Here is a 15,418-nt window from a genome sequence, read left to right on the forward strand (position 1 = left end):
AGCACAGAAGTAACGACAATAGGAATGCTGAAATGATTCAAAAACAAATACAGGAAATGCTAGATCATCAGTCTATTATTAGAACATCTGATGTAGTTAAAAAAGGTATCCCAAAGCCTTACCTAAATCGAATGGTGGAAAATGGTCAACTCATAAAGGTTGCCAGAGGGATTTATATCACCGATTGGTCTCAGTATGATGAGTATGCCATTTTCCAACTCCAACATCAAAAAGTGATTTATTCTTATCTATCAGCATTGTATCTCCATGGGCTGATAGATGTTATCCCTAAATACAAAGAAGTGACGGTCTATACAGGTTATAATCCTCATCGATTTCCTAAGGAGGTAAAAAGGCATTTTATCCAGAAAGAATTGTATGAAGTCGGTGTGACAAAGCTACAAACGTCCTTCGGAAATGAAGTAAGGGTATATGATTTGGAGAGATCGATATGCGATCTCATTCGCGAGCGACAAAAGATAGATGTGGAAATATTTTCGACTTCTTTAAAGAGATATATTCAATCTTCAAAAAAAGATCTACGAAAACTCTACAAATATGCGCGAGAGTTTCATGTGCTCGAAAACGTCCAATCATTGATGGAGGTCTTATATGAATAAAGATAGATTGATTGCTCTGTGCCATAAAATTTCAAACGAAAAACAGGTAGATTTCAATGTTGTGCTAACTTATTATTTTCTAGAAACGATACTTGCAAAGATAGCATCTAGTCCGTATAGTCATAACTTTGTATTCAAGGGAGGATTTCTTTTATCCAATATTATTGGTGTTGAAAGTCGAACAACTTCTGATATGGATTTTATTTTAGAACAATTTAAGATGGACAAATCTCTACTAGAAAGTACTTTAAAGGAAATCCTAACTGATGATTTGGTTCATTATGAAATTACTAAGATAAGTGAAATTAAAGATGAAGATCCTTATGGTGGTTATCGAATCCATATTTTATGTCGGCTTGATAATATACGTCAGACAATTCCTTTAGATATTGCGACTGGTGATCCTATTACTCCCAAATCCGTTTCCTATCGTTATCATAGTCTCTTTCAAGAGATTGACTATGAGATCGTGGCCTATAATTTGGAGACAATATTGGCTGAAAAATTGGAAACGATTTATCGAAGATCTTTCTTTAACACTCGAAGCAAGGATTTTTATGATGTGTATGTAATTTATAGTATGGAAAAAAGCCGATTGGATAGTAAAAAGCTTCGATCAGCTTGCGAGGCAACATTCTCCTATCGTCAGACAACGTTAGATGTAGTAGATTTTCAAAATATGATTGATGAGATGAAGGATGATATAACATTGGCGCGTCATTGGGAAAATTATCAGTCTCATTACCCTTATGCAACTTCTATTTCTTTCAGGGATGTTTTGGAAGTTGTTCAGCAGCTATTGTTAGAATTATGATACCTAATATAGACTTTCATTAACAAACTACCTCCGAGGTGGTTTTGAGATTATAACGATGTGTTAGATAAAAGCGAGCTTTGTCATGAAGCTCGCTTATTTGTATTCATAAAAAAGTGAGCTAAGTACTCTTAAGAAAAGTAAAAAAGCCTTGGTTTTCAAGGCTTTTTGTGCATAAAAAAATGCCCCCTACATGGATTTTGGAGGCTTTTTCATCTTGAAAGAAATTAAAAATATTGAAATATAAGTGATTTTCGGAAGATAATTAAAGAGAATTTAAATGCAATTATTTCAAAATGGGGCAAAAGTGGGGCAAAAACGAATAACTCTCATTTGGTTTGAAAACCTATAATATCTAATGATTATGCTATACTAGAAATATAGTGTTGTTATCAATAAATATCAGTGCGAGACTAATCGGAGGATAAAATGGAAAAACAAATTAATGAAAAAATTATCGAAATGGATAGGGAATATCCCTTTTTATTTTGCTTTAAATCAGATTTTTGGATGGAATAGTAGATGATAAGACAAAATATCTTTGAAGATACAAAAAGACAAACGCCAAAAATGACGTTTGTCTACGTTCTGAGGTAGCCTTTAGGCTCCCTTTTTTCTTAGAAAATACCGATGAGTAATTGCATGCCAAGACTAGTCAGGATGATAGCGATCCAGCAAAGGGCTCCAAGAAGAATGGATTTTCCACTGGATTTGATCATAGCAACGAGGTTAGTTTTGAGACCAATAGCACTCATAGCCATGATGATGAGGAATTTGGAGAGCTGTTTGAGAGGTGAAAAGAAGCTATTGCTAACACCAAAAGAAGTAAGGACGGTAGTTAGCAGAGAAGCTAGGATGAAGTAGAGAATGAAAACGGGGAAGATTTTTTTAAGCTTTACTCCTTGGTTGTTGTCTTGTTGACGGCTTTGCCAATAGGAGAGGAAGAGAGTAATAGGGATAATAGCTAAGGTACGAGTCAGTTTGACAATGGTTGCAGATTCTAGAGTATTGGTATGATACAGACTATCCCAGGCGCTAGCTGTGGCTGTTACAGAGGAAGTATCGTTGACCGCAGTACCCGCAAAGAGAGCAAAACCTTCGTTGGAGAGATGGAGCCAAGAACCTAGAGTTGGAAAGATAAGAGCTGCCAAGACATTGAAGAAAAAGATAACAGAAATGGCTTGGGCTACTTCTTTTTCCTTGGCGTGAATAACAGGAGCAGTCGCTGCAATGGCAGAACCGCCACAGATAGAAGAGCCTACCCCAATCAAGGTAGCTAGCTTTGTATCCATGTTAAAAAATCGTTGGAAAAAGAAAGCAATAATTAAAGCGATAGAAATAGTCGAAAGGATGACAGGAAGGGAAGATTTTCCAACTGCGAAAACTTGAGAGATATTGAGTCCAAAACCAAGTAAGATAACAGCATACTGAAGCAATTTTTTGGAGCTATAAGTCAAACCAGCATCCAGTTGTTTATAGGGAGTGAGAAAGGGGTAGAGAATCATTCCGATAAAAATGGCGAAAACAGGTGCTCCCACAACAGGCAGAAAGCCTCCTAAAACCCAAGAGATGATAGAAATGATCAGACAGACTAACAGTCCTGCCCAATTTTTTGATAGAAATGACATAAAAACCTCCGAAAATAAATACTCCTTATTATAATCTTATCTGTCAGAAAAGTAAAATAGAAAGTAGGAATAAGGTTGTAAATTAACGGAATTTTGCGGTCAGAGAGCTTTTGTAGTTTAATAGATATATGTTCTTTGATCAATAAGGATGCAAATGTGGCATATGTTATTGAAAAAAATGAATTTGATGAGCCTGGATATGTGAAGTAATTATGTGAGATAAGAAAATAAATAAGAGAGTTGAAAATGTACTGATCCCAAAAGTTAGACAGAAAAAATCTAACTTTTGGGATCAGTACATATCCTCGCTTTTTTAATCTAATAGGTCCTTATTTTCAATTAAGAGTTCTAGTGGGGATCTATCTCTTGCTACAATAAAACCAGGTTCATATTGGTTATGGAGTGTTCTTTTCTGAGAAGTTGGATCAATATACAACTCATCTCCATCTTCTGTGTATAGTTGGTTGCCTCTTGTTAGGTAAAGTAAATCCTCTAAGTACTGTCCATCAGTATGTAGGAAATGCTCGATGTATTTGACAGCTTTTAAGATTTCACTTACTTTATCAGAGTATTCATTCGATTCAAGAACACTCTTTTCTAACTCAATCTCTTTACTCGTTCCAAAGAGTTGGGTTGGAGTTGCATTAAAATATTCCGCTATCTTATCCAAATTTGCAAAGGTAGGATAGCTTTTTTGTTTTTCGTAATCAGAGATGGACTGTTTACCGATTCCTAATTACCTCAGTCTCTTCAGTCTGTTAATTTTTTTTCGAAAATTTCTCTTTAATACTAGCTTTCAATTTATCAAATTTTTCACGACGAGCTTCTTTTTTATCCGCAATTAAGCGAGCTTTAGCTTGATGCTCTAAATCTTCTTGAATTTTGAGAGCTGACTCTATCTCTGCCGCAACAGTAGCGACATCCCATCTAGCAATGTCAACCTGATACTTTTCAAAAATAGCATTTAAAACAGATTCATCATTTTCTTGTACAAGTGCAATAATAGCTACTTCGCCATTAGTCAACTTTTTACTAACGGTTGTAATTAATGCCGAATTGATCAATTCTTTGTCTGAACCAACGGAGGCGCCAATTGCTCCACCAGTAGCAAAATCAAAGAGAACACCTAGTGGTCCACCTAAAATTCCGATTAAACTACCAATTAATCCGCCTTCGAAATAATCATCTCCTAGGGAATTCATCAAGTCAAAGCTATCTTTGACGTTAATAACACCATTTTCAGCTTTTACAATTGAAGCCTGAGCTAATTTTGTATTTTCAGTTTGAACAAACTGTTTTAATTCTGAAAAGGCCTGAAAGGCTTCACTTTCAATATGAAAAATTGAGACAACAACATTTTCCATGGGCTTACACTCCTTTATTACTTTATAGAGATAGAATAAAATCTCCTATATTGTATAATAGTACAAAATACTGCTATACAAGGTGGATTGTAGCATACAATAATCTTTTATGTAATATACAATATATTACATAAAAGATTAAAGTTTTATTACAAAACTTATATTCTATAAATTAGGCAATTTTAAAATTTTGATTAAAAAGAAAGATTTAGATAGAGCTGTTGGTAGACTTAGGAAATTTTAAGAACATGCATTAGTTAAATTAAATGGTTCTTTTCAATTAAGTTTTAACTTCTATCTGGTAAGTAAAAGGAAAAATAATACCCGTGGTGCTAGTTAAACTCAAAATACAAGAAAAGCCTAAAAGGACTATACTGTAAATGACAAAACAAAACAGGAGGATAGTCCAAATGAGCCACTTACATTAGTCCTGTGAAATACAGAACTAAATCCTTCACTTAAATTACTTGTCTAACTTTTTGGGGTAAGTACCAACAGTGCTTTTTTTTTGTTGAAATCGCAAAGAATCTAAGCTTTCTTTTTGCAGATAACATTCGCTCTTTTATTTTCGGTATGATTGAGTCGATGCCCCGTTCTCGACCGGTTATTATTGCAACTTATCGAATGCTAGAGCACTATGCCATCACTTTTTGGAAGAATACTTAGAGCAATTCTACGTAGAATGGAATGCGAAAAAGTGATAATTAAAGAGACGAAAAAGCTGAGAATATGATTTCCCAGCTTTTTTGAATGCGATAGAAATAGCAACTAGACTATTTACGAAAGGCCTCAATAATGTAGGTGAAGCCAGTAACTAAAAATGAAAAGGCAATGACATAAACGACAAAGACACCTGTAGCCACTGGATTGAACAGAATCACTAGACCTAGTAAAAATACAAGCAAGGCTACCCACATGATATTGCTACCAATAATAGGGAAAATCAATCCTAGACGATTGCCTTTAAAGAAAGCAATAATGGCTTCTACAATTAACCAAATTCCTACAATGGTCGGAATGACGACCGGCAGGGTCACAAAGCCATAAGCAACGAGGTAAAGAGCTAAGAGAAGACTAACAAACCCTTGGAAAAGATAAACAGGTGAGCGAAGCTCTTTTGGTGCAGAGAAATAGCCTAAAATAGCTGCTATAGAAGAAACCAGTAAACCAAATGAAATCCACCAGCTGTAAGCAACAAGATTAGCTACTGGGTTTGTAAATAGGAAAAGTCCTAAAAGGACAAAAACAACTCCTGCAAGGAATAGCAGTAAACGATTAGAAAATTTCATTTCAATACCCCCTATATAGTATAGTCTGATAATTAAACTATTATACTTATTTTTATAGAAAATGTCAATAAAATAAATAAACAATTTGGAAGTTTCAGTCTGACTTACAAAAAGAAAAGGAGTTTCCACTCCTTTTCACAGATTGAAGACAAAGTCCTTATAAAAGTGTCTTCTAAAGATTTTAACTTCAATCTGAAGCGAGGTTATCCTCGCTTTTTCTATTTATCAAACAATTCCTTATTTTCAATCAAGAGTTCTAGTGGAGATTTTTCTCTTGCTACAATAAAACCAGGTTCATATTGGGTATGAAATGTTCTTTTCTGAGAAGTTGGATCAATATACAACTCTTCTCCATCTTCTGTGTATAGTTGGTTGCCTCTTGTTAGGTAAAGTAAATCCTCTAAGTGTTGTCCATTAGTATGTAGGAAATGCTCGATGTATTTGACAGCTTTTAAAATCTCACTTACTTTATCAGAGTATTCATTCGATTCAAGAACACTCTTTTCTAACTCAATCTCTTTACTAGTTCCAAATAGTTGGGTTGGAGTTGCGTTAAAATATTCTGCTATCTTATCCAAATTTGCAAAGGTAGGATAGCTTTTTTGTTTTTCATAATCAGAGATGGACTGTTTACCGATTCCTAAATCTTCCGCAAGTTGAGTTTGACTTACTCCTTTTTCTATGCGTAGTCGTGCCAAATTGGGTCCAAAATTTTGAATAATAAAGGTCATGATAAACTCCTATGTTGTATTTTAAACTTATTCTATCATCTATAAACTTACAAATCAAGTTTTTAGTTGACTTCTCCAAATATTTTTTATAAAATATATTTATAACTTACAAATAAGTTATAAATGATACAAATAATTCATGTGTTTAGGAATAGTGAGTGAGGAGGAATTTGAGGACGAGACTATGACTATGACTGATGACTATTCGAAGCCTTGGAGCTAGAAATTGTGTGGGCAAGGGCAAGGGACGAGCCTGACGGGAAGTCAGGCGAAGTCCTGCAGGCTGCCGTCCAGACAATTTCTAGCCAAGCAAAAGCTGGCTATTCTAACAGCCAGCAAAAAGGTACACTTAGGACAACGTCCAAAGAACGACGGAACGAGCAAACGTTGATTTGACGGTGTTTCTGAGACCTGAAGAATCTAAAAGAAGGGGGGACAATTTTGTTGGTTTCTATACAAGATTTAAGAAGCATTCAAGAACAATGTGATGTAGGAGAATTAGTACAGCGACTAGATGTCAGTATTGATAGATTAACGGTTATCTGGGATACAGACACTGGTTTCCTAAGACGAATTTTCAAAAATCTGAAACAGGCAATAAGTACAAGAGTTGACGCATTTGAAATACATGATAACGTGCGAGATGATGTCTTTACTTTAGCTAAGGATCTTAATGAGTATGATTCAATCAATATTATATTTTTTCAATTATCCACTTATGGAGGTGAACAATTGATTCGGATTGATTTCAATCCTAACACTTTAAAAGAATTTGATGGAATGAAAGTATGGAGGCAATTAATGTACTTTGCCAGATTGAATTCATTGACGGTACGTTTGTCTCGTTTTGATTTGGCATTTGACATTTTCAACAGGCCTGAAATCGTTAATTTGCAACATATTAAAGGTGGTGTTACACATAAGGTCTTCTATGGTCGAGGGGGCGAATTAGAGACGAAATATTGGGGTTCTAGCGGTAGTAATGTACAAGTTAGGTTATATGATAAGAATAAAGAAATCATTGCTCACAAGCGAGAAGAGAAGCTAGATTTGGATGTGAATCCGTTTTGGTGGAGACTAGAGTTCCAACTCAGAACCAAAGCGATTGGGGAGGAGATGGTCCAAGATATTATGAGTAGACTTGATAATTTCGGGTTTTATAAGCTAGATCATATTCGAGTGGATCAAAGAGCCTTTACAATTATCTTTCTCAACAATCCTGAACTGTTATCATTAGCTTTTCCAAATTTAAAATCTGACAGCATCAAAAAGAAAAAAACAAGAGTCCGCAAACTATTGAGAGAAGAAACGAACCAATTTGCGGAAGAATTAAAAGAAGTATTAATACAGAATCTCCCTAAATTAAATACAGAATTACAACTACTTGTAGGCGAGTTTCTGAATTTAGAAAATAAATAAAGAGGATAACTATGGATCATAATTTAATTAGTAACAAAGAATTAATTGAAATGGGCTATCGCCCTCACACTGCAAATGATATCATCCATCAGGCAAGAGAATTACTTGTATCACGAGGCTATACATTTTATAATCGCAAACGTTTGATGGTTGTTCCAAAAAGTGTTGTAAATGAGATTCTAGGAACAGAGGTGGCGTAATATGGCAAGTGTTCGTTACCGAAAGCGAGGAGATAGTAACTTATGGACCTATGAAATTCGTAACGAAGGAAAAACTGTTGCTCATAATAGCGGTTTTAAAACAAAAAAACTTGCAGAGTCAGAAGCTGAACCGATTCTGCAAGAACTTCGTTTAGGAAAAAGAATTTCTAGAGATATTTCTCTTGCCGATCTATATCAAGAATGGCTTGAACTAAAAATTTTACCAAGTAGTAGGTCGGAAGAAACAAAGAAAAAATATCTTCTCCGTAAAAACACAATTGAAAGATTATTTGGAAATAAAAAAGTCACTCAAATTCGTGCGAGTGAATACCAAAGAATTATGAATAAGTATGGGCAAACAGTTGGTAGAAATTTTCTTGGTAGATTGAATACGGGGATTCATCAGAGCATCCAAATGGCAATTGCTGACAAAGTTCTAATAGATGATTTTACACAACATGTCGAGTTATTTTCATCCAAAGAACAACAGATGACAGAAGAGAAATATTTACATACAGAAAAGGACTATCTGGATTTACTTTTAGCAGTAAAGAGAAAATTTGATTACCAACGTTCAATTGTTCCTTATATCGTCTATTTTCTACTAAAAACAGGCATGAGGTTTGGAGAGTTAGTAGCGTTAACTTGGAATGAGGTTGATTTTGACAGAGGATTGTTAAAAACATACAGGAGGTATAATACTCTCTCTCATAAGTTTGTTCCACCAAAAAATAAAACGTCTATTCGGATGGTTCCAATAGACGAAGAGTGTATCAAAATTTTGCGCCTTTTACAAACGGAGCAAGAAAGAGCAAACATGGAGTTAGGAATCAAAAATCGATATCGAATGATCTTTCAACATTTTGGATATATTCATTCAGTTCCAGATATTGCAAGCGTCAATAAAGCTTTGAGTGTTTTCTTAAATGAGTTGGACATTTATCCAATTATCACGACAAAAGGAGCACGTCATACCTATGGAAGCTACCTCTGGCACAAAGGATTTGACCTTGGAGTTATTGCAAAAATTCTAGGGCATAAAGATATTTCAATGTTAGTAGAAGTATATGGACACACTTTAGAAGAGAAAATTTTTGAAGAATTCAATCAAATTAGAGATGTCTGGAAAGATTGCTCATAAAAAAATGTGGGGCAAATGATGGGGCAAATCAGTTATAGACAAGCAAAAAAGCCTTATAAATCAAGGCTTTTTCCTGTTGATTTAGATGCCCCCTACAGGGCTCGAACCTGTGACCCATAGATTAAGAGTCTACTGCTCTACCAACTGAGCTAAGGAGGCAAATATAAAAAGCTGTATTGGTGCCGAAACTTCACGATTTGTATTGAACCCGCGCAATTAAGCAGGTGGGCAACTCGCTCTGACTTAGCTGCTTCCGCGTGAAACGGCCTGCATACTGCCAGAAGTCTTTTGTTTCCCTAATAATACAAAAAATAGTCGGTCAACACTTAAGTGTGAAGTCGTACACCACAGCGTTTCTATATGTATATGATACCACATTTTGAAAATATTTCAAGGGAAAATCTCAATTTTTTGAAACCGATGTCACTTTTTCTTAAATTGATCAATCTTCTCCTTGGTGGCTCCGAGAGCACGCTCGTACTTGCCGTTTTCATTGGGAATAAAGTAGGACGCGTGTTTGAGCTTTTCTGGCAGGTAGTCTTGTTTGACCCAGTTGCCAGGGTAGTTGTGAGGGTATTTATAGTTTTGCGCATTTCCCAGTTCCTTGCTTCCGGCATAATGACCATCGCGGAGGTGGCGAGGAATAGGAAGGTTGCCAGAACTTCTAAGATCAGCCAGCGCCTTGTCCATGGCAACATAGGCTGAGTTGGATTTAGGCGAAAGGGCTAGATCGATGACGATGTTGGCGATGAGAATGCGGGCCTCAGGAAAGCCGATGCGCTCAGCTGCTTGAAGGGCTGTTACAGTATGGATCTGCGCATCTGGATTGGCTAGACCGATATCCTCATAAGCGATGACAGTCAAGCGACGAGCTAGGCTGGGTAGATCTCCGGCTTCGATCAAACGAGCGGCGTAGTGGAGACTGGCATCGACATCCGAACCGCGGATAGACTTTTGTAGGGCAGAGAGCACATCGTAGTGGCCGTCTCCATCTTTGTCCATGGTGATGTAGCTGCGCTGGAGGCTGTTTTCCATGATCTCTAGCGTAATATGGCGGATCCCTTCTGCATTTTCAGAAGTCGACAGGACCGCCAGATCGAGAGAATTAAAGGCAGAGCGAAGATCTCCATTGGTTGAGGTAGCGATGAAATCTAAAGCGTCCTCATCGAGCACGATTGGAAAATCAAAGCCACGCTCGGGATCATCCAGCGCCGTTTTCAGAGCTTGCTTGACCTCCTCCGTCGTCAATGGTTCCAGCTCAAAGATTTGTACGCGGCTACGAATAGCGGGTGTGACAGAGAAAAAGGGATTTTCAGTTGTTGCACCGATCATGATGACCAGACCGCTTTCGAGCAAAGGCAGGAGAAAATCTTGCTTGGTTTTATCAAGGCGATGGATTTCGTCCAAAAGAAGGACTAAGCCACCAGAAAATTTGGCCTCCTCTGCGATTTCTTGGAGGCGTTTTTTACTGTCAACCGTTGCATTAAAGGTCCGAAAGGCATACTTGGTCGTTCCTGCGATCGCAGAAGCAATACTGGTCTTTCCGATCCCCGGAGGTCCATAGAGAATCATAGAGGATAGACGATTGGCCTCCACCATACGGCGGATGATTTTGCCTTCTCCGACCAGGTGCTGTTGACCGATGACTTGATCGATCGTTCGTGGTCGCATACGGAGTGCGAGATTGTCGGGCATTTCCTTCTCCTTTCTAGCTTTGTCTCCTTTCAAAGAGGCGGTTTTTATGGTAAGATTGTAGTAACTATTGTATCATATTCCGCTCTAAGAGTGGGAAATTAGAAAGAGGACGCTATGTCTAAATACGGATTTTTGGATGTTTTAGAAGAGGAGATGGACAAGGTTTTTCCTTTTGATTTTGAGATCAATTGGGATAAGAAAAACCATGCGGTAGAAGTGGCTTTTCTCTTGGAAGCACAGAATACGGGAGGGGTTGCCCTGGTTGATGAAGCTGGCGAAGAATCTGATGAGGATATTTTCTTTGAAGAAGCCGTTATCTTCTACAATCCAGCCAAGTCTCATGTGGAGGAAGATGCCTATTTAACAGCGATTCCTTATGAGCCTAAAAAAGGCTTGTCTCGTGAGTTTCTAGCCTATTTTGCGACTTTCCTTAGAGATACAGCTGAGCTGGCCTTGGATGAGCTCATGGATTTCTTAGCAGACGAAGAAGCAGAGAGCTTTGAGATCGTCTGGAACCAAGAAGTTTTTGAAGAAGGCAAAGTTGGCCTAGAAGAAAGCACCTTTTATCCTTATCCGAGATACTAGGAGGGAAAGCTCATGCTTGAGGATTGCTTAGAAGCACGATTCGAATTTACGGGTTGTAAAATTGCCTTGATTTGTGAGGGGCAAATTTTGACCATCTTGCGCGATGATAAAGAAACGATTCCTTACCCCAATATGTGGGACTTGCCAGGTGGTGGTCGGGAAGGAAATGAGACACCTTTTGAGTGTGTGGCGCGTGAAGTCTATGAAGAATTGAGCATCCAACTGTCGAAAGATGACGTCATCTGGTCTGGGATCTATCCTGGCATCTTGGATGAGACGAAACAGTTTGTTTTTCTAGTTGGCAATCTAGCCAAAGAAGAGTTTGACCGCATCGACTTTGGAGACGAGGGTCAGGGCTATAAGTTAGTGAGCTTTGAAGAGTTTTTAACTTCAGATCGTGTTGTTCCCCAATTACAAGAACGAGTGAGAGATTATGTGGAGGAAAGTTTATGATAAGACTTGAGAGAGCAGGGGCGGAAGATTTAGAAACCATTATTGCCATTCAAAGAGCCAGTTTTAAGGCAGTTTATGAAAAATACAAAGATGAATATGATCCTTATCTGGAGGATCGCGAGCGAATCAAATGGAAATTATTGGAGCGTCCCAATAGCTATTACTACTTTGTCAAAGAAAACGAAGAGAAGATTGGTTTTTTACGAATTCAGACCAATGAAGAGTTAACGGAAGCTTGGTTGGGGACTGCAGCGATTCTGCCTCCGTATCAGGGAAAAGGGTATGGATCTGAAGGATTACGCTTGCTAGAAGAGGAATTTTCAACCGTTAGACAATGGGATTTGTGTACGGTGTTACAGGATGCAGGCATGGTCGCGTTCTACGAGAAAAATGGCTACCGTCAAACCCATATCGAGCCTGAAAAAGAAGGCATGGATATGGTCTACATGAAAAAATTGATAGAGAAATAGAAAGGATGGTTCAGTTAAATTTCTAAACTGAACCCGCCCTAAACACGGTGCCAAAAAGATAAACTTCTCTTAGACACAAGTGTCTTCAGAGAGTTTCCTATTTTGGCTTTATGTTTTACGGGCTTGGTATCTTAATGATGGAAACATGGCAAGAGTTAAAAGTTACAGTGAAGCGTGAGGGAGAGGAGCTAGTCTCTAATCTCTTGATCGAGTTAGGCGCCCAAGGTGTCGCAATCGAAGACAGCATGGACTATGTGGGCAATGTGGACCGCTTCGGTGAGATTTTCCCAGAAATCGAGCAGCAAGAAGAAATCGTGGTGACCGCCTACTACCCGGAGACGGTTGATGTGGCAGAGGTCGAGGCTGATTTGCAGGCTCGACTGGCAGAATTGACCGACTTTATGGATCTGGGTGAGGTCAAGATGGGGACGACTGCTCTGGCTGAGGAAGACTGGGCAGACAACTGGAAGAAATACTATGAACCAGCTCGCATTACCCATGATTTGACCATCGTGCCGTCATGGACTGACTATGAGGCGACGGCTGGAGAAAAGATTATCAAGCTAGATCCAGGGATGGCCTTTGGAACGGGAACCCACCCGACGACCAAGATGAGCCTCTTTGCCTTAGAGCAGGTCCTTCGTGGTGGGGAGACAGTGCTGGATGTGGGGACAGGTTCCGGTGTTCTTTCTATTGCCAGCTCGCTTCTTGGCGCTAAGGAAATCTTTGCCTATGACTTGGATGACGTAGCGGTTCGCGTCGCTCAGGAAAATATTGAGCTCAATCCGGGTATGGAAAACATTCATGTAGCCCCAGGCGATTTGCTTAAAGGCGTGGAGATTGAGGCAGATGTCATCGTGGCCAATATCTTGGCGGATATCCTGATCCATCTGACAGAGGATGCTTATCGTTTGGTCAAGGATGAAGGTTACCTGATCATGAGTGGTATTATCAAGGACAAGTGGGACATGGTGCGTGAGTCGGCTGAGTCGGCTGGATTTTTCCTTGAAACCCACATGATCCAAGGGGAATGGAATGCCTGCGTCTTCAAGAAGACCAAGGATGTCTCCGGTGTGATTGGAGGCTAGCATGCAGCAGTATTTTGTAAAAGGCTTGGCTAGCTCACCTGTCACCATAGAGGACAAGGAAACCAGCAAGCACATGTTTCAGGTCATGCGCTTAAAAGAAGAGGACGAAGTTACTCTAGTCTTTGATGATGGGATCAAGCGCTTGGCGCGCGTGGTCAATGTGGAAGCCCATCAATTGGAGCTAATCGAAGAATTAGCTGATAATGTGGAACTGCCAGTCCAAGTGACCATTGCATCAGGCTTTCCCAAGGGAGACAAGCTTGAGTTCATCACTCAAAAAGTAACGGAACTCGGTGCTAGCCAAATCTGGGCCTTTCCTGCAGACTGGTCCGTTGCCAAATGGGATGGCAAGAAATTGGGGAAAAAGGTCGAAAAATTAGAAAAAATCGCCCTTGGAGCAGCCGAGCAAAGCAAGCGGAATTTGGTTCCAAGCATTACCCTTTTTGAGAAAAAGGCAGACTTTCTGGCTCAGTTAGACCAGTTTGACCGGATCGTGGTGGCCTATGAAGAGTCGGCCAAAGAAGGAGAGGCAGCCGCTCTGATTCAGTCGCTGACCGGATTAGAAGCTGGAAGTAAACTGCTCTTTATCTTTGGACCAGAGGGCGGACTCTCCCCTGCAGAAATTGAAAGTTTTACAGCTAAAGGAGCAGTGTTAGCAGGGCTTGGGCCTCGCATCCTACGAGCAGAAACAGCCCCACTCTATGCTCTCAGCGCCGTGAGTGTTGTTACAGAATTAATAAACTAACGAAGTGAATAAATCGCTTCGTTATTTTTTTACAAAAATCTTCTATTTTCAAAAATTTTTACGAATTATAGTAGTGAGGAGAGGTGCATATGAATAAAATAAAGAATAGACGACGTTTGGTATTTTCTGTGATAGTTGTTGGGATCTTGATCTGGGTAGGATCAAAAGTAAAGGATCATCTAGAATTCCAACAAGAAATGGTCCGAATTGTACATAGTAAGGAAGTGAAAGAGTTAATTGTATATGATTTGAAACAGAAAGACCCGGATGCGTTTACAGAAAAAGGAAAAATTCAATCGTATGAAATTGATGACGAAACGATCGAACACAATCCTATGGGAGGAATTATGTTTGAGGTAATAATTAATGGAGATAAAAAAATAACAGGTAGTATGGGATTATGGAAACGTAGTGAAGATGGCCCTATTGAGTCTGTAGGGATGGATACCTCTGTAGGTCTTCAAGAACTTATGGAAGAGTAAGCTTGATATTTGCGGGGAAATCAATCATAAATGGAAGCAATCGGGTTGTTTATTTAGCTTTTTTCCAAATTTTCTTCCAAATTAATAAAGTAAGAGTAATAAAATTGAAAACTAAATAATGTAAAGCGATACGACCAGGAATTTATTAGGATGAAGATGAAACCAAAAAGAAAAAATTGTCGTTATATATTTGGAGTGTTGCTATTAGGAATTTTGATATGGGTAGGTTTACTTGTAAAAAACCATCTTGATTTTCAAAATGAAATGGTTCAGATTGTTCATAGTAAGGAAGTAGAAAAAATAATAGAAGAAGAACTGAAGGAATTGGATCCAAATGCCTTAACACCAAAAGGTAAGATCCAATCGTATGAAATTGATGATGAAACGATTGAACACAATCCAATGGGAGGGATTATGTTTCGTATCATCATTAATGGAGACAAAGAAATAACCGAAAATTTTGGATTACGAAAAGATAGTAAGGATGCACCAATCGAACAAGTGGGAGTGCGTAAATCTATTGAGTTTCAAGATCTGGTAGAAAAGAAATGATAATCAAAATAAAAGAAAAGCATATTCTATTCGAATATGAAATATATTTTCTTTGAGCGCTTTGTATATTTAGAAAAAATTTTTTAAAAGGGTCTTTTTTTGAAAATTTTTACGAATTATTAAAGTAAGAGTAATAAATTTG

At 38.4% G+C, this 15,418-nt stretch carries 19 protein-coding genes, 1 tRNA gene and 1 other RNA gene; 13 read left to right on the forward strand and 8 right to left on the reverse strand.

Annotated elements, in window-relative coordinates; genetic code table 11:
* Nucleotides 1-32: 32 nt before the first annotated feature.
* Together ACESR9_RS03740 and ACESR9_RS03745 are read left to right on the forward strand one after the other, a co-directional pair.
* Nucleotides 33-620 carry a type IV toxin-antitoxin system AbiEi family antitoxin domain-containing protein gene (locus ACESR9_RS03740; protein WP_003004721.1) on the forward strand — a complete coding sequence of 196 codons (588 nt, stop codon included), beginning with the start codon at nucleotides 33-35 and terminating at the stop codon, nucleotides 618-620.
* Nucleotides 613-1,434 (forward strand): nucleotidyl transferase AbiEii/AbiGii toxin family protein, encoded by an 822-nt coding sequence (locus ACESR9_RS03745; RefSeq protein ID WP_003004480.1) that lies wholly within the window; start codon nucleotides 613-615, stop codon nucleotides 1,432-1,434. Before ACESR9_RS03740 ends, ACESR9_RS03745 begins: the two co-directional genes overlap by 8 nt.
* Nucleotides 1,435-2,051: 617 nt before the next feature.
* On the opposite strand, the gene ACESR9_RS03750 is transcribed toward ACESR9_RS03745, so the two are convergent.
* From ACESR9_RS03750 to ACESR9_RS03770, 5 genes are all read right to left on the reverse strand, one after another.
* Nucleotides 2,052-3,062 (reverse strand): YeiH family protein, encoded by a 1,011-nt coding sequence (locus ACESR9_RS03750; RefSeq protein WP_003009857.1) that lies wholly within the window; start codon nucleotides 3,060-3,062, stop codon nucleotides 2,052-2,054.
* Between the two features lie 313 nt (nucleotides 3,063-3,375).
* A complete protein-coding gene (locus tag ACESR9_RS03755) occupies nucleotides 3,376-3,792 on the reverse strand; it encodes a helix-turn-helix domain-containing protein (protein WP_201036368.1) in 417 nt (138 codons plus the stop codon).
* Nucleotides 3,793-3,820: 28 nt separating this feature from the next.
* Entirely contained in the window at nucleotides 3,821-4,426 is a 606-nt protein-coding gene (locus ACESR9_RS03760; RefSeq protein WP_373105634.1) for a DUF1269 domain-containing protein, read from the reverse strand.
* Nucleotides 4,427-5,199: 773 nt separating this feature from the next.
* Nucleotides 5,200-5,715, reverse strand: coding sequence for a DUF308 domain-containing protein (locus ACESR9_RS03765; RefSeq protein WP_201036344.1), 516 nt, complete (start codon nucleotides 5,713-5,715; stop codon nucleotides 5,200-5,202).
* Between the two features lie 218 nt (nucleotides 5,716-5,933).
* On the reverse strand, nucleotides 5,934-6,446 hold the full coding sequence (locus ACESR9_RS03770; RefSeq protein ID WP_037601283.1) for a helix-turn-helix domain-containing protein: 513 nt from the start codon (nucleotides 6,444-6,446) through the stop codon (nucleotides 5,934-5,936).
* A gap of 213 nt (nucleotides 6,447-6,659) precedes the next feature.
* Here ACESR9_RS03770 and ACESR9_RS03775 point away from each other — a divergent pair, with 213 nt between their 5' ends.
* The 4 genes from ACESR9_RS03775 to ACESR9_RS03790 are packed head-to-tail and all read left to right on the forward strand — an operon-like array spanning nucleotide 6,660 to nucleotide 9,206.
* Complete coding sequence (locus tag ACESR9_RS03775) at nucleotides 6,660-6,842, forward strand: hypothetical protein (protein ID WP_046164674.1); 183 nt, start codon at nucleotides 6,660-6,662, stop codon at nucleotides 6,840-6,842.
* A gap of 45 nt (nucleotides 6,843-6,887) precedes the next feature.
* Entirely contained in the window at nucleotides 6,888-7,865 is a 978-nt protein-coding gene (locus ACESR9_RS03780) for a replication initiation protein (RefSeq protein ID WP_373105637.1), read from the forward strand.
* A gap of 11 nt (nucleotides 7,866-7,876) precedes the next feature.
* Complete coding sequence (locus tag ACESR9_RS03785) at nucleotides 7,877-8,065, forward strand: DUF3173 domain-containing protein (RefSeq protein ID WP_002903611.1); 189 nt, start codon at nucleotides 7,877-7,879, stop codon at nucleotides 8,063-8,065.
* A gap of 1 nt (nucleotide 8,066) precedes the next feature.
* Nucleotides 8,067-9,206 (forward strand): tyrosine-type recombinase/integrase, encoded by a 1,140-nt coding sequence (locus ACESR9_RS03790; protein WP_373105639.1) that lies wholly within the window; start codon nucleotides 8,067-8,069, stop codon nucleotides 9,204-9,206.
* Nucleotides 9,207-9,292: 86 nt separating this feature from the next.
* Here the strand turns inward: ACESR9_RS03790 and ACESR9_RS03795 are convergent.
* The 3 genes from ACESR9_RS03795 to ACESR9_RS03805 form a co-directional block, all read right to left on the reverse strand.
* Nucleotides 9,293-9,365, reverse strand: a tRNA-Lys gene (locus ACESR9_RS03795).
* 5 nt (nucleotides 9,366-9,370) lie between these two features.
* A non-coding RNA gene (gene ssrS / locus ACESR9_RS03800) (6S RNA) lies at nucleotides 9,371-9,563 on the reverse strand.
* A 66-nt stretch (nucleotides 9,564-9,629) separates the two neighbouring features.
* Entirely contained in the window at nucleotides 9,630-10,901 is a 1,272-nt protein-coding gene (locus ACESR9_RS03805; RefSeq protein WP_373105641.1) for a replication-associated recombination protein A, read from the reverse strand.
* A gap of 114 nt (nucleotides 10,902-11,015) precedes the next feature.
* Here ACESR9_RS03805 and ACESR9_RS03810 point away from each other — a divergent pair, with 114 nt between their 5' ends.
* The 7 genes from ACESR9_RS03810 to ACESR9_RS03840 all read left to right on the forward strand — a co-directional run bounded on the left by ACESR9_RS03810 (nucleotide 11,016) and on the right by ACESR9_RS03840 (nucleotide 15,276).
* The gene (locus ACESR9_RS03810) at nucleotides 11,016-11,486 is read left to right on the forward strand and encodes a DUF3013 family protein (RefSeq protein ID WP_003014200.1); all 471 of its coding nucleotides are present in this window, start codon (nucleotides 11,016-11,018) and stop codon (nucleotides 11,484-11,486) included.
* Between the two features lie 12 nt (nucleotides 11,487-11,498).
* Nucleotides 11,499-11,939 carry an NUDIX hydrolase gene (locus ACESR9_RS03815; protein ID WP_373105643.1) on the forward strand — a complete coding sequence of 147 codons (441 nt, stop codon included), beginning with the start codon at nucleotides 11,499-11,501 and terminating at the stop codon, nucleotides 11,937-11,939.
* Nucleotides 11,936-12,409 carry a GNAT family N-acetyltransferase gene (locus tag ACESR9_RS03820; protein ID WP_373105645.1) on the forward strand — a complete coding sequence of 158 codons (474 nt, stop codon included), beginning with the start codon at nucleotides 11,936-11,938 and terminating at the stop codon, nucleotides 12,407-12,409. Before ACESR9_RS03815 ends, ACESR9_RS03820 begins: the two co-directional genes overlap by 4 nt.
* A 137-nt stretch (nucleotides 12,410-12,546) precedes the next feature.
* Nucleotides 12,547-13,497 (forward strand): 50S ribosomal protein L11 methyltransferase, encoded by a 951-nt coding sequence (gene prmA, locus ACESR9_RS03825; RefSeq protein ID WP_373105741.1) that lies wholly within the window; start codon nucleotides 12,547-12,549, stop codon nucleotides 13,495-13,497.
* Between the two features lies 1 nt (nucleotide 13,498).
* Nucleotides 13,499-14,242: a 16S rRNA (uracil(1498)-N(3))-methyltransferase gene (locus tag ACESR9_RS03830; RefSeq protein ID WP_373105647.1), complete on the forward strand. Its 744-nt coding sequence runs from the start codon at nucleotides 13,499-13,501 to the stop codon at nucleotides 14,240-14,242.
* A gap of 89 nt (nucleotides 14,243-14,331) precedes the next feature.
* Nucleotides 14,332-14,724, forward strand: coding sequence for a DUF1310 family protein (locus ACESR9_RS03835; RefSeq protein ID WP_373105649.1), 393 nt, complete (start codon nucleotides 14,332-14,334; stop codon nucleotides 14,722-14,724).
* Between the two features lie 156 nt (nucleotides 14,725-14,880).
* Entirely contained in the window at nucleotides 14,881-15,276 is a 396-nt protein-coding gene (locus tag ACESR9_RS03840; RefSeq protein WP_134974547.1) for a DUF1310 family protein, read from the forward strand.
* The last annotated feature ends 142 nt before the right edge of the window (nucleotides 15,277-15,418 follow it).

The organism is Streptococcus parasanguinis (genome assembly GCF_964238605.1).
GTDB lineage: Bacteria > Bacillota > Bacilli > Lactobacillales > Streptococcaceae > Streptococcus > Streptococcus parasanguinis_AJ.